The organism is Rhodococcus sp. PSBB066 (assembly GCF_017068255.1).
Classification (GTDB): Bacteria; Actinomycetota; Actinomycetes; order Mycobacteriales; family Mycobacteriaceae; genus Rhodococcus; species Rhodococcus aetherivorans.
On sequence record NZ_CP070859.1, the window covers coordinates 2,660,391 to 2,673,921 of the forward strand.

The window sequence follows — 13,531 nt, forward strand, 5'->3', positions numbered from 1 at the left end:
CAAGGCGCACTACCAGCGGTTGCGCACCTTCTCGGCGAATCCGAGAAGCTCGCGCACCTCGAGCCGGGCACCGTCGTCGAGCGTGACGTGGCCGGTGAACCGGCCGAAGACCTGATGCTGCGTCGAGCGCAGGACGAGGGCGTTCACGTCGGCGGCGCGGTCGAGGATCGGCTCGAACCCCATCTCGAACCGGCCGTCGTTGCTCGAGAACCGCCACGGCGCGCCGTCGTAGGTGCCGTGAGGCAGATGGAACCGCACCCGTTCCAGCTTGTGCGCCATGCCGTCGAGCAGGAGCATGTTCTCGCTTCCGGCGGCGGTGTCGCCGAAGCCGTGGCCGACGGTGAACCCGAAGGGACGCCCCTCGTGCCGTCCCGATGCGGACGCCCAGAACCAGGTGTTGTCGTAGGTCCACACGCCCCGGCCCCAGTCGAACACCCCGAACGCGGAGGCGGGGTCGAAGGTGTGCTCGCGGCCGCCGACCGTGATGGTGCCGGCGGCGGTGAGGCCGGGGATCTTCTGGTTGTAGTAGAACGCCCGCTCGTCGCCGGGGAACGGGATCGCGACGACCATCCGCTCGGCACCGGGCGGGGTGAGCACCACCTCGCCCGACAGGCCCCGCCCGCCCGCGAATCCGGGATGCCGGACGATCAGCCGCCGGGCGCCGCGCTCGTGCCGGAACTCGAGGCGCATTCCACGCCGGTCGACCACCACATCGCCCGCGTCCGCGGAGGCGGGCAACCGCAACCGTCCGAGCGGAAACGGGATCATCGCGTTCTCGGTGGTGTCCGCACGGCCGGCCAGGTCGAGCCAGCTCACGCCGAGCAGGCCCATGTAGCCGTTGTCGGCGACGGTCAGCGCGAGACCGAACGGGCCGTCGTCGCCGTCGGCGAGCACGCAGTAGTAGTCCCACTCCTTGATCCGCCACCGCGGTGCCGCGACCCGGGACCGGTCGTAGGCCCGGACCTCGGTGCCGGCCCAGCCGGCCTCGGCGAGACGGCCCCGCACGTCGAGCAACGGCCCCGGGGAGAGGCGGCGTTGCCCGGCGTCCCTCTCGATGCCCACCGGTTCCTACTCGGCGGTGCGGTGGAAGCGCATGGGGCCGGCCTGGTCGCGCGGCTGCACGAGGATCTGGTCCAGGTTCACGTGCGGCGGGCGCGACGCGACGAAACCGACGATCTCCGCGATGTCCTCGGCCACCAGCGGTGTGATGCCCTCGTACACCTTGGCGGCGCGCTCGGCGTCCCCCTCGAACCGCACGAGGGAGAACTCGGTCTCCACCGCACCCGGCGCGATCTCGGTCAGGCGCACCGGCTTGCCGAGCAGCTCACCGCGCAGCGTGCGGTGCAGCACCGCCTGGGCATGCTTGGCGGAGGTGTAGCCCGCGCCGTTGTCGTAGGCATGGAACGCCGCCACCGACGTGATCGTGACGATCAGGCCGTCGCCGGAGTCGACGAGCTTCGGCAGCAGGGCCTTCGTCATCCGCAGGGTGCCGAGGACGTTGGTCTCCCACATCCAGCGCCAGTCGTCGAGGTCCGCCTCGGCGACCGGGGCCATGCCCTTGGCGCCGCCCGCGTTGTTGACCAGCACGTCCACCCGGGGGAGCACCGTCGTGAAGGCGGTCACCGAGTCCTCGTCCGTGACGTCCAGCTCGAGGGCCGTGCCCCCGATCTCGTCCGCGAGCTTCTCGATCCGGTCGACGCGGCGAGCGCCGACGACGACGTGGAAGCCCTGGGCTGCGAGGGTTCGGGCGGTGGCCTCGCCGATGCCGGAGGAGGCACCGGTGACGACGGCCACGCGGGAATCGGGAGAAATCGTCATGCAGGCGATCCTAGGGTGCCCCGGATACGGTCGCGCGGGGGTCCGCGCGACCGCGGCGCCCGTCACGACGCGAGCGGGCGGGGCACCTCGACGACCGAGTAGGCGCTCGCGTCGCCGGCGACGGACCGGCTCGCCTCGCCGTGCACGCTCACCGGGACGTCCCCGGCGAGGGTGATGCGATTCAGGCGACGGTGCAGGCCGTCGTAGTCGGCGACGGCGTAGTGCTGGGTGGCGCGGTTGTCCCACACCGCCACGTCCCCGGCGGCCCAGTTCCAGCGGGTGGTGTACTCCAGCCGGGTCTGGTGGTCCTGCAGCAGCCGGAACAGCGCCTGCGACTGCCGGCCGCTCAGCCCGACGAAGCCCTTGACGAAGTGGCCGAGCAGCAGCGACCGCTCCCCGGTCTCGGGGTGCACGCGCACCACCGGGTGCTCGGTCTCGAAGTACTCGGACCGGAACTCGGCGCGGTACTCGGCGACCCGCTCGTCGGCGCCGTCGCGGAGCTGCTCCGCGCTCTCGGCGGCGTAGTCGTACAGGTTGGTGTGGGTGGCCCACAGGTTCTCCGCCAGGGTCTTCAGCGGGGCGGGCAGGCCCTCGTAGGCCGCCACCCCGGAAGCCCACGTGGTCGAACCGCCGTAGGCGGGCAGTTCCACCGCGCGCAGGATCGACGCCTTCGGGATGCGGTCGACGAACGAGACGTCGGTGTGCCAGCTGTTCGCCTTGCCGTAGTCGGAGTCGATCGGGAGCACGTGCGCCCCGCGCGAGGTGACCGTCGGGTGCGCGGTGGTCGGCGTGCCGAGCAACTCGGCGAACGCGTACTGCGACGCGTCGTCGAGGTGGTGCTGTTCCCGGAAGAAGATCACCTTGTGCTCGGCCAGGGCGCGCCGGATCGCTTCGACGGTGGCCTCGTCGAGATCGCCGCCGAGCCGCACGCCGTCGACGCGGGCCCCGATGTGCCCGCCCAGACGGACCACGGACACGTCGCGAGCGGAGGCGGTGCGGGTATCGAAATCCACGGACATGGAGGACCTTTCGTAGATCGAACGTTGGTGCCGTCGACCTCATCACCGGCGGCGGGCCGGCGTAAGGGTTTCCGTCACCGTGATCGGGACCGTTGCCGCCGCGTCGCCGTGCGGATCGGACGCCGTGCGGATTGGACACAGTGGCGCGCGGCGGCTAGGTTGCGGATATGCCAGCTCGCCGTCTCCGTGCTCCGCGGGTCACCTACGTGACCGCCGCGCTGGGCTCGCGGCTGCCGCTGGCGCGCGAACTGTGTTGTCGCTGACACCGCCCTTCGCGCCCCGCTTCGTTTCCCCCCGGCCGTCGGCCGGTGGGTCTCTGCCTCACGATCGAGCGGATCGGCGCCTCCCTGCCACGCCCCGGGTCTGCGGACCCGATCTCGAGGAAGAGCCGCAGTGACTGCAGTAGCTACGTCAAATGTCCTGTCCACCAATATTATTCGTCCGACCTCCGGATCGGGCGTCCGTTCCCGTAGTGCCACCGCCCGGGTGCGATCGACGACGCGCGTGCAGATCGTGCCGCCCGAGCTGAAGGTCGCCGACGGCACCGCCGCCGCGGTGTTCCGGGTCGCCGCGGCGCGCGGGCCGATCTGCCGCGACCAGGCGGCGACGGCGACGGGCGCGAGCATCGCCACCGTGAACCGGCAGGTCTCGGCGCTGCTCGCCGCGGGCCTGCTCCGGGAGCGGCCGGATCTGACCGCGTCCGGTGCCGTGGGCCGGCCCCGGGTGCCGTTCGAGACCGACCACGAGCGCTACCTGACCGTCGGCATCCACATCGGTGCGGCCGTCACCGGCATCGTCGCGAGCGACCTGCGCGGGCGTGTGATCGGCGCGGTGGAGATCCCCACCCCGCGCGGCGGCCAGGAGGCGGCGCTCGGGGCGATCACCAGCAGCGCCAGGGCCTTCGCGTCGCGCTGGCACCGGCGCACGCCGCTGTGGGCGGGCGTCGCGCTCGGCGGCCGCGTCGATTCGGCCACCGGAACCGTGGACCACCCGCGGCTCGGCTGGGAGGATGCGCCCGTCGGGGCCGTGGTGAGCCGGGGCCTGGGCCTGCCGGTTTCCGTCGCCGCGCACGTCGAGGCGATGGCCGCCTCCGAGTTGCTGCTCACCCCCGACCGCGACACCGCCGATGTCGAGGGCGCCACCCTGTACTTCTACGCTCGCGAAACCGTCGGTATCGCAATCGCATTCGACGGCCGGGTGCACACACCGCGCGGCGGCCCGGGCTCGGTGTCGCACCTGCCCACCGGATCGTCCGTGCCGTGCGCCTGCGGTGCCCGCGGATGCCTCGAGGCCACCGTCGCCGACCGTGCGGTGCTGACCCGGGCGCGGGCCGCCGGCCTGCTCGACGCGGGCGCCACGTCCGTCTCCGCGTTGTACGCGCTGGCCCGCAACGGTTCTCACGAGGCCCACGAGATCCTCGTGGAGCGGGCACAGGTGCTGGGGCGGTCCGTCGCGATGCTCCGGGACCTGTTCAACCCGGACCGGGTGATCCTCGGCGGCCAGGCGTTCACCGCGTACCCGGAGGCCGCACCGCACGTCGCGCGCGCGCTCGCGTCGCCGTCGGGCGCCGACGTCCGGGTCACCGGATTCGGCGACCGAGTGCAGGCGCACGCCGCGAGCGTGGTGTCCTTGAGTTCGCTGTACTCCGATCCGCTGGGCGCGATGCGCCGGGCGCTGGTCTGATACGCGCACGGAATGGCTATCCGCGCAGACGATTCGATTTCACGCGCGGACGACCGGGAGGCGCGCGGATGCGGGGCCGCCGGTCAGCCGCCGTGCAGTGGCGGGCCGTCCGTCGCGTCCGCCGGCGCACCCCGCCGGTCCAGTTCGGCCCGCGCGCGGGCCAGACCGCCGTGCTCGAGCGCCGCGAGGGGCGACTCGTCCGCCCAGACCAGCGTGCCGCGGTCGCGGACGGTCACGCTCAGCGAGCCCGCGAGGTGCTCGAGGGCGCCGGGCACGTTGCGGCGCTCGAGGGGCAGCGGAACCGGCAGGACGTGCGCGGCGCTCAGCGGGGCGGTCGCCTCGATCTCGACGGTCCACCGCGGCCCGCGCCCGAACAGCGACCACCGCTCGTCGGCGACGTGGGCCCGCACCGGGGAGACCACGGGGTTGCCCAGCCGGATCACGGGTCCGTCCGGCAGGGCGACCACCACCGCCGTCACCTCGGTCCGCAGCGGTCCGGCGTGGACCTGCCCACCGGCGAAGGCGACGCACGCGGCGGAGTCGGTGAAGCCGTGCGCCTGGCCCCACCACCACGACTCCGGGAATCCGCCTCGGCCCCAGTTCTTCTCCGCGTACACCTGGGCGCCGTCCAGGTTCCACGTCTCGCCCCCGAGCACGGCCTCGCCCTCGGCTCGCCCGTCGAGCAGCCACGGGTGCCAGTACTGGTTGAGCGCGGGGACCGCGTGGAAGACGCTGGATCCGCCGAACCGGCGGCGGGGCCACGGCCGGGGCGCCGTCACCCGCACATCGAGGCGTGCGTCGTCGCCGAGGTCCACGCGCAGCCGGTCGGGCTCCCCGCGGAACGCCGTGCCCGCCGACGCGCCGAGCCGCCGCGGGTCGGCGAACCCCTCCGGATGCGCCGTCGTACGCAGGAATCCGCCCGGGTGCGCCGCCAGGCCGAGGGTCGCCCACGACCCGTCGGCGGCCCGGTTGACGCCGCACAGCGCGATCACCACCCGTCCGGTCCCGGGCTGGGTGAACCGCCAGAAGTACCCCTCCATCGCGACGTCGTGCGCCGTCAGCGGATCACCGAAGGGCAGGTCGGCGCCGGTGGCGCGGTAGCTCGAGCACAGCGACACGACGCTCAGATCCCGGCCCGGGCCGCGGCCGCGATGTCGTCGAGGTCCTGGTGCAGCGCCTTACGCGTCGCCCGCAGGGCCAGGGGAGCGACGAGCGCCGTCAGCGCCCGCCGGATCCGTCCCGGACGGCCGGCGTCGGCCGAGAACCGCACGGTCAGCGTCGTGCCGGCCCGCTCGGGGGCCACGTCGAACTCGGTGCGGTAGCGCACACCGCCGGATTCGGCCTCGACGGCCGTGTGCCGCCCCGGCTCCACGGCCGTCACGGTCATCTCCTCGGTCGCGGCCCTGCCGAACATCGTGCGGGTCTCGCGCCAGCGGGTGCCGACCTCGTAGCCGACGCCCGCGAGCCGTTCGACACCCTGCACCCCGCTCAGGATCTGCGGGGCCGAGTCGACGGAGGTCAGCACCCGCCACACCCGGTCGGGTGGTGCGTCGACGAAACGGCTCAGCTCGACGTGGTGGCCCATTCGCGCTCCTCTTCGGTCGGGTCGATCACAGGGGCAGGGCGTTCTCCTGCAGCGTCGGCTCCGCGCCGCGCCGGCGGAACCATTCGAGGCCGAAGGCGCTCGCGAGCTGTTCCGGCGTCATCGCCAGCATCGGCCCGAAGTCACCGACCTGTGAGGCGTGCGCGAGCATCGCCGCCCGTTTCGCGGGGATCGTCGCGGACACGTCGATCGTGGTGGTGATCTCGGCCTCCGGCAGGCCGAACGTGTCCAGGTCCGGGGGCGACGCGTCCGGGCCCACGTCCGGGTTGGCGGCGAGCAGGCGACGGATGTGGTCCCGGTTCATCGCCGCCTCGTACACCGACGGGTGCGCGGTCAGCTCCTGGGCCCGGGCGCCGACGCGGTGCACCTGCACGTGGTCGGGGTGCCCGTATCCGCCGTTGGGGTCGTAGATGGTGACGACGTCGGCGCTCTCCTCCGCGAGCACGGCCGCGAGCCGGGCCGCGGCCGAGTCCACGTCGACGTTGCAGAATGCGGCCGGGTCCGCGTTCTGCGGCGCCCCGGCCATGCCCGAATCGGCGTAGCCCAGCGGCACCAGGCGGGCGACTCCCAGCGTCTCCGCCGACGCCTCGAGCTCGGCGCGGCGACGCTGCACCAGGGACTCGCCGGGACCGAGCAGCCCGTCGGGGACCTCGCCCGCGGCGCCGTCCGTCGCCACGACCAGCACCACCCGATGCCCCGCGTCCGCGGCGAGGCGCATCACCCCGCCGGTGGTGAACACCTCGTCGTCGGGATGGGCATGGAAACACACCAGCACGCTCACGTACTGCATGCTGGCACGAATGCGCTCCTACCGTGCACTGTTCACCGCGCCGGGCGCCGCCGCCTTCTGCCTGGCGGGGTTCGTCGCGCGGTTGCCGATCGCGATGGTCGGCATCGGCATCGTGACGATGTTCTCGCAGTTGCGGGGTGATTACGGCCTCGGTGGCGCCCTGGCCGCGGTGTTCGCGCTGTCGTACGCGGCGCTCACCCCGCTGGTCTCGCGGGCCGCGGACCGGCACGGGCAGTCCCGGGTCCTGCCGGTCGCCGCGGCGATCAGCGCGGCCGCGACCGCCGCGATGCTGGCGGGGGTGCGGTGGGAGGCGCCCGAGGCGCTGCTGTTCGCGTGCGCGGTCCCGGCGGGACTGATGCCCACGATCGGCGCCATGGTCCGCGCCCGGTGGACCGAGCTGCTCCGCGGCACCGACGGGTTGCGTACCGCGTTCGCGCTCGAGGCGGTGATCGACGAGCTGTGCTTCATCGTCGGGCCGGTGCTGTCGGTGGGGCTGAGCGTCGCCGCGTTCCCGGAGGCGGGCGCGTTGCTCGGGGCGGTGCTGCTGGTGATCGGCACGGTCGCGCTCGCCGCCCAGCGCGGCACCGAACCCCCGGCACGCCCGGTCGTCGCGGGGGCACCCGGCGCGAGCGTGCTGCGGATCCCGGTGCTCGTCGTGCTGGTGGTGGCGATGACGGCGATGGGCACGATCTTCGGCGTCGTCGACGTGGTCGGGGTCGCCTTCACCGCCGAGCGGGGCGCGCCCGGCGCCGCGACCGTGGTGCTGGCGATGTTCGCGACCGGGTCCGCGCTCGGCGGCCTCGTCTTCGGGGCGGTGCGGCTGCGGGCGCCGCTGACGCGGCAGCTGCTCGGCGCGACGGCGGCCGTCGCGGTCCTGCTGTGGCCGCTGCTGCTCGCCGACACGGTGCCGGCCCTCGCGGTGCTCTACCTGTCGGCCGGGGTGGCCGTCGCCCCCACCATGATCGTCGCGACCTCCCTGACCGAGCGGATCGTGCCGCCGGGCCGGCTCACCGAGGGCATCACCTGGACGGTCACGGGACTCGGGGTCGGTGTCGCGGTCGGCTCCGCCGTCGTCGGTCAGGTCATCGACCGGTCCGGGCCGAGCGCGGGCATCGGGGTCGCGGTGGTGGCCGCGCTCGTCGGATGCGCGTGCGCGGTGGGAGTGGCCCGGCTCGCCCGGCTAGGGTGACCCGCATGACAATCCGCGAGGTCGAGAGCTCCGACGGCACCCCCATCGTCTACCGCGTCACCGGCGATCCCGCCCACCGCCCGCTGGTCCTGCTGCACGGCTGGGCCCAGTCGTCGCGGTGCTGGGGCGAGGCCGTGCTCGACGAGCTGGCCCGCACCCACCGGGTGATCGCCGTCGACCTGCGCGGACACGGGTACTCCGGGGCCCCGGAGACCGGATACGACGAGTCGAAGCTGTGGGCCGCGGACGTGCAGGCCGTGCTCGACGCCGAAGGCGCCCACGGGGCGGTGCTGCTCGGCTGGTCCTACGGCGGCCTGGTGATCTGCGACTACCTCGCGACCCACGGCACCGACCGCGTCGCCGGGATCGTGCTGGTCGGCGCGATCACCAGCATCGGCCGGGGCGAGAAGGGCGGCAAGGTCGGGGCGGCCATGCGCGCGGCCGTCCCCGACGCGATGTCCGAGGACGCGGCGACGGCGATCCGCGCCCTGGGCGCCTTCGGCACGGCCCTCACCGGGCCCGGGGAGGGCAAGGGCGTCGCGGCACAGGCGCTGTTCGGCACCAGCCTGTGCACCCCGCCCCGCGTGCGGGCGGCGATGTTCGCGCGGACGGTGCGCAACGACGAGCTGCTGCGGGGCCTCGACACGCCCGTGCTCGTCCTGCACGGCACGGCCGACTCGGTCGTCGACGTCTCGGCCGCCGAGCACGCGGCGTCGCTGCTGCCGAACGCGACGACCTCGTTCTGGGAGGGCACCGACCACGGCCCGTTCGTCGAGGACCCGCAGCGGTTCGCCGCGGAGGTCACGCGCTTCGCGGGATCGCTGTAGCCGCTGCCGACCCGAGCGCCTGCGCCCCGGCGAGCAGCAGTGTCTCCTCCGGCGTGAGCGGGTGGAACTTGACCCCGCGCACGTCGCGGTAGCACTGCTCGAGCGGGCTCGACCGGTAGAAGCCGCGGCCCCCGGCGACGTCGAGGGCCAGGTCGCACACCTCGATCGCGGTCCGCGCGATCTCGGCCTTGGCGGTCATCACCGCGGCGACCGTGGTCATCGACGGCACCGGGTCGTCGCCGACGACGTCGAGGGCACCGTCGAGGGCCCACGACGCGACCTGCAGGCGGGTGGCCGCGACGCCGAGCTGGCGTCGCACGCTCGGGTCGCCGGCCCGCGGCGTCCCGGCGACGAGCGCGGTCGCGTGCGCGTGCGCGGCCTCGGCAACCCCGAGGTACACGGCCGCGACGACGGGCATGGCGACGCTGAGCACCAGCTGGAACGGCGGGTCGATCACCCCGTACGGGCGGCGGGCGACCACGGCCGCGTCCGGGACGAACACGTCGGTCAGCTCGACGTCGTGGCTGCCGGTCCCGCGCATGCCGAGCGAGTCCCAGTTGTCGAGGACCCGCACCCCGTCGGCCTTCATCGGGACCATCATGTTGAGCACGATGCGGCCCTCGTCGGGGTCGTCGTACGGGAACATGGTGGCGAGCACGTCGCCGACCGGGGCCTGGCTGCAGAACACCTTGCGGCCGTCGACGCGGTAGCCACCGGGCACCTTCCGGGCGGTCCCGCGCGGCCGGGTCTGGTCGGCGCCGCCGGTGGAGACGAGCACGAGTCCCTCCCCGGCGACGCGGCGCAGCATCCGGTCCGCGCCGGGCGCGCCGTGCCGGTACCGCCACGCGGCGGCGAGCACGACGTGGTGGTGCATGGACGAGGCGAGGGCGGTGGCCGCGCAGTGGTGCGCCAGGGTGCGTTGCACGGTGGCGACGTCGCGCACGGTCGCGCCGTCGCCGCCGAGCTCGCGCGGGACGGCGAGCGCGAGGCGGCCCTCGGAGCGCAGGATCTCGTAGGCCTCGGCGACGAACGTGCCGTCGCGGTCGTGGGCGCGGGCGTACGGGGCGATCCGCCGGCCCAGTTCGTCGGCGCGGGCGGCGAGTTCCTCGCGGGGGCGGGAGCGGGGGGACTGGGTGATGTCTACGGTGGTCATGTCTCGACGGTAGGGGCGCAGATCGATGCCGCCCAGTGCACGTTCTGGACCTACTCTGGAGATGTGCGCGAGTACGGGCAGTACTGTCCGGTCTCGATCGGCAGCGAAGTGCTCGCCGACCGGTGGACCCCGCTGATCCTGCGCGAAATGGTCTACGGCAGTACCCGTTTCAACGAGATCGAGCGCGGCCTCCCCGGCATCTCCCGCACCCTGCTGGCCACCCGGCTGCGGCACCTCGAACGCAAGGGCGTGCTGGAGCGGGTCCCGCAGGCCCGCGGCTGCGAGTACCGCCTGACCCCGGCCGGCCGCGAACTCGCCCCGATCCTCGTCGCGATCGGGGAGTGGGCGGTGAAGTGGTTGTTCGCCGAACCGGTGCCCGCCGAGGTCGACCCGGTGACGCTGACGTGGTGGATGCACCGCCGGGTGGACCGCGACCGGGTGCCGCAGCGGCGGGTGGTGATCGAGTTCGACTACACCGGTCCCGCCCCGATTCGCCTGTGGATCGTCCTGGACCGGGGCGAGCCGTCGGTGTGCCGCAAGCCGCCGGGGTTCGACGTCGACCTGTACGTGACCGGGGAACCGGTGGCCCTGATGCGCGTCTTCGCCGGCACCCGGACCCTCGCCGAGGCGATCGACGACGGCAGCGTGCAGGTGCACGGGCCGTCCGCGCTGGTGCGCGAGTTCGGGACCTGGTTCCTGTGGAGCCCCTTCCACGCGGCGGTGCGCCGCGCCGTCGCGGGTTTCGAGGCCGGCGAGCATTCCTGAACGGCCGGGGTGCCGCGTCGAGCAGCCGCAGCGCGCCGGAGCGCAGGGGAGGGCGGAGCCGGGCGGGGATGTACGGCAGGGCAGTATGGAGAAGTGACGTCGAAGTCGAACAGCCGTCCCCGCCGCGTGGCCGTCCTGTCGGTCCACACCTCGCCGCTCGCGCAGCCCGGCACCGGGGACGCCGGCGGGATGAACGTCTACGTTCTGCAGACCGCCGTGCAGCTCGCGCGCCGCGGGGTCGAGGTGGAGATCTTCACCCGGGCGACGTCGTCGGCCGACCCCGTGGTGCAGGAGGCGGCACCCGGCGTGCTCGTGCGCAACGTCGCGGCCGGTCCGTACGAGGGGCTCGACAAGCACGACCTGCCCACGCAGCTGTGCGCGTTCGCGGCCGGGGTGCTGCGGGAGGAGGCCCGTCACCCGCAGGGCTACTACGACCTCGTGCACTCGCACTACTGGCTGTCCGGCCAGGTGGGCTGGCTCGCCCGGGACCGGTGGGGAGTCCCGCTGGTGCACACCGCGCACACGCTCGCCGCCGTGAAGAACGCTTCGCTCGCCGACGGTGACGTACCCGAGCCCGCGGCCCGGCAGATCGGCGAGCAGCAGGTGGTCGCCGAGTCCGACCGGCTCGTCGCCAACACGGTCGACGAGGCGGCGCAGCTCGAACGCAGCTACGGCGCCGACCCGTCGCGGGTGGACGTGGTGGCGCCGGGTGCGGACCTGTCCCGTTACCGGCCGGGGGACCGGGCGGCCGCCCGGGCGGGCCTCGGCCTCGACCCCCGCGAGACGATCGTGACCTTCGTCGGGCGCATCCAGCCGCTCAAGGCACCGGACGTGCTGCTGCGGGCCGCTGCGGCGGCGATGTCCGCCGACCCGGAGGTACCCCTGCGCGTGCTGGTGGTCGGCGGGCCCTCCGGCACGGGACTCGAGCGGCCGCACTCGCTGATCGAACTGGCCGCCGAGCTCGGAATCGCCGCCCGGGTGACGTTCCTGCCCCCGCAGCCACCCGAGCGGCTGGTGCAGGTCTACCGCGCCTCGGACGTGGTGGCGGTGCCGAGCTACTCCGAGTCGTTCGGCCTGGTGGCGATCGAGGCGCAGGCCTGCGGAACCCCCGTGCTGGCCGCGAACGTCGGTGGCCTCGGCGTCGCGGTGCGCGACGGCGAGACCGGGCTGCTCGTCGACGGCCATCGCACCGACGACTGGGCCGCCGCGCTGCGCGCGCTGGTCACGGACCCGGGACGGCGGGCTGCGCTCGCGGCGGCCGCGCCCCTGCACGCGGAGAACTTCTCCTGGGAGCACACCGCGGAGGGTCTGCTCGCCAGTTACCGTAAGGCCGGTGCGCTGCGGAACCGTTCGCTCGGGACCGGCGAGTTCCCGCTGCGCCGGCAACGCGGAGTGTGGAAGATCCGGCGGACGACGGGGGTACGGGCGTGAGCGAGCGACTGAGCGAGACGATCGAGGCGACGCTGCGCGATCGCGGCCTCGAGTTCTCCCGCAAGGAGGGTGGGCACTTCGTCGTCGACCTGCCGGGGGAGAACAAGCTCAAGACGACGACGCTGCTCAGTCCCGGCAACCACGGCCTGCGCATCGAGGCGTTCGTGTGCCGCAAGCCCGACGAGAACTTCGAGGGCGTCTACCGGTACCTGCTCCGCCGCAATCGGCGGCTGTACGGGGTCGCGTACACCCTCGACAAGATCGGGGACATCTACCTCGTCGGCCGGATGTCGGAGGCCTCGGTCACTCCGGACGAACTGGACACGGTGCTCGGCCAGGTGCTCGAGGCCGCCGACCACGATTTCAACGTCATTCTCGGACTCGGATTCCTCACCTCCATCAAGCGGGAGTGGGAGTGGCGGGTCTCGCGGGGCGAGTCGCTCCGCAATCTCGAACCCTTCCGGCACCTGATCGAGGACGGCCGGCCCTTCGTGGTGGAGGACGCGCAGCCGTAACGCCGCGATATCGGTGACCCGAGCCACAATATTACTGTGAGCATGGTCACATAACGGCCGTGTAACTACACGGTTTCGAAACGGCGATTACTCGGACGTCACCTGGGAAAACGCTGCCGCCCGATCTTGGAATGTGAGACGGGCGTGCCGGAAAACAGCGCGTGACCGATCCGTGATGAGTCTCTAGCGTCGTAATCAGCCCGATACCACCGGGCAAGCAACACCGGCCCGTCGCCGCTGACTCTGCCCCGCGGGACCGGAACTCGATACCTGATCGAGGGGCAGGGACGAGGCACAGCTCCGAATCCGGGCAGCGGGATCGACATCGTCGGCCGCCGCAGTGCCTCGCCAGCAGACGCGAGAGGAATTCAACCGCATCATGGCAAACTTCACCTTCAAGCGCGCCCTCGGCACCGTCGCCGCCACCGCGGCCCTGGCCGTCACCCCGTTCGCACTCGGCACCGGCACCGCCAACGCCGCCTCCGGCAACTGGGACGCCGTCGCGCAGTGCGAGAGCAGTGGGAACTGGGCCATCAACAACGGCAACGGCTACCACGGTGGCCTGCAGTTCTCGCCGAGCACCTGGAACGCCTACGGCGGCCAGCAGTACGCCCCCACCGCCGACCAGGCGACCCGGGAGCAGCAGATCGCCATCGCCGAGAACGTCCTCGCCGGCCAGGGCGTCGGTGCGTGGCCGGTGTGCGGTCAGTACCTCTGACCCCACCGCCCGGGCTCACG

Annotated in this window: 13 protein-coding genes and 1 pseudogene; 7 read left to right on the forward strand and 7 right to left on the reverse strand. The window is 73.2% G+C overall.

Going from position 1 to position 13,531, the window contains the following annotated elements; translation table 11 throughout:
• Window positions 1-9: 9 nt before the first annotated feature.
• From JYA75_RS12285 to JYA75_RS12295, 3 genes are all read right to left on the reverse strand, one after another.
• Window positions 10-1,062 (reverse strand): DUF2804 domain-containing protein, encoded by a 1,053-nt coding sequence (locus JYA75_RS12285; RefSeq protein WP_185712917.1) that lies wholly within the window; start codon window positions 1,060-1,062, stop codon window positions 10-12.
• Between the two features lie 6 nt (window positions 1,063-1,068).
• Window positions 1,069-1,818 carry an SDR family oxidoreductase gene (locus tag JYA75_RS12290; protein WP_185712916.1) on the reverse strand — a complete coding sequence of 250 codons (750 nt, stop codon included), beginning with the start codon at window positions 1,816-1,818 and terminating at the stop codon, window positions 1,069-1,071.
• A 62-nt stretch (window positions 1,819-1,880) separates the two neighbouring features.
• Window positions 1,881-2,837 (reverse strand): TauD/TfdA family dioxygenase, encoded by a 957-nt coding sequence (locus tag JYA75_RS12295; protein ID WP_043803264.1) that lies wholly within the window; start codon window positions 2,835-2,837, stop codon window positions 1,881-1,883.
• A gap of 420 nt (window positions 2,838-3,257) precedes the next feature.
• Here JYA75_RS12295 and JYA75_RS12300 point away from each other — a divergent pair, with 420 nt between their 5' ends.
• Window positions 3,258-4,520: an ROK family protein gene (locus JYA75_RS12300; protein ID WP_185713498.1), complete on the forward strand. Its 1,263-nt coding sequence runs from the start codon at window positions 3,258-3,260 to the stop codon at window positions 4,518-4,520.
• 83 nt (window positions 4,521-4,603) lie between these two features.
• On the opposite strand, the gene JYA75_RS12305 is transcribed toward JYA75_RS12300, so the two are convergent.
• Genes JYA75_RS12305 through JYA75_RS12315 form a run of 3 tightly spaced genes read right to left on the reverse strand, consistent with a single transcriptional unit; the run spans window position 4,604 to window position 6,913 of the window.
• Window positions 4,604-5,638: a tocopherol cyclase family protein gene (locus tag JYA75_RS12305; protein WP_185712915.1), complete on the reverse strand. Its 1,035-nt coding sequence runs from the start codon at window positions 5,636-5,638 to the stop codon at window positions 4,604-4,606.
• Window positions 5,639-5,643: 5 nt separating this feature from the next.
• A complete protein-coding gene (locus JYA75_RS12310; protein WP_029545173.1) occupies window positions 5,644-6,105 on the reverse strand; it encodes an SRPBCC family protein in 462 nt (153 codons plus the stop codon).
• A gap of 25 nt (window positions 6,106-6,130) precedes the next feature.
• A complete protein-coding gene (locus JYA75_RS12315; RefSeq protein WP_185712914.1) occupies window positions 6,131-6,913 on the reverse strand; it encodes a PIG-L family deacetylase in 783 nt (260 codons plus the stop codon).
• Between JYA75_RS12315 and JYA75_RS12320 the strand changes: the two genes are divergently transcribed.
• Together JYA75_RS12320 and JYA75_RS12325 are read left to right on the forward strand one after the other, a co-directional pair.
• Window positions 6,912-8,102: an MFS transporter gene (locus JYA75_RS12320; RefSeq protein ID WP_037201057.1), complete on the forward strand. Its 1,191-nt coding sequence runs from the start codon at window positions 6,912-6,914 to the stop codon at window positions 8,100-8,102. The genes JYA75_RS12315 and JYA75_RS12320 overlap by 2 nt on opposite strands.
• 5 nt (window positions 8,103-8,107) lie before the next feature.
• Window positions 8,108-8,929: an alpha/beta hydrolase gene (locus JYA75_RS12325; protein WP_006942311.1), complete on the forward strand. Its 822-nt coding sequence runs from the start codon at window positions 8,108-8,110 to the stop codon at window positions 8,927-8,929.
• On the opposite strand, the gene JYA75_RS12330 is transcribed toward JYA75_RS12325, so the two are convergent.
• Window positions 8,904-10,082, reverse strand: coding sequence for an acyl-CoA dehydrogenase family protein (locus JYA75_RS12330; RefSeq protein WP_050035625.1), 1,179 nt, complete (start codon window positions 10,080-10,082; stop codon window positions 8,904-8,906). The genes JYA75_RS12325 and JYA75_RS12330 overlap by 26 nt on opposite strands.
• 63 nt (window positions 10,083-10,145) lie before the next feature.
• Between JYA75_RS12330 and JYA75_RS12335 the strand changes: the two genes are divergently transcribed.
• The 4 genes and pseudogenes from JYA75_RS12335 to JYA75_RS12350 all read left to right on the forward strand — a co-directional run.
• A complete protein-coding gene (locus JYA75_RS12335) occupies window positions 10,146-10,847 on the forward strand; it encodes a helix-turn-helix domain-containing protein (RefSeq protein WP_029545165.1) in 702 nt (233 codons plus the stop codon).
• 93 nt (window positions 10,848-10,940) lie between these two features.
• Window positions 10,941-12,278 carry a D-inositol-3-phosphate glycosyltransferase gene (gene mshA, locus JYA75_RS12340; RefSeq protein ID WP_006936015.1) on the forward strand — a complete coding sequence of 446 codons (1,338 nt, stop codon included), beginning with the start codon at window positions 10,941-10,943 and terminating at the stop codon, window positions 12,276-12,278.
• A complete protein-coding gene (locus tag JYA75_RS12345) occupies window positions 12,275-12,793 on the forward strand; it encodes a YbjN domain-containing protein (protein ID WP_006936013.1) in 519 nt (172 codons plus the stop codon). The genes mshA and JYA75_RS12345 overlap by 4 nt, the downstream gene beginning before the upstream one ends.
• Before the next feature lie 379 nt (window positions 12,794-13,172).
• A pseudogene (locus JYA75_RS12350) lies at window positions 13,173-13,508 on the forward strand (transglycosylase family protein); the annotation flags it as partial.
• Between the last annotated feature and the right edge of the window lie 23 nt (window positions 13,509-13,531).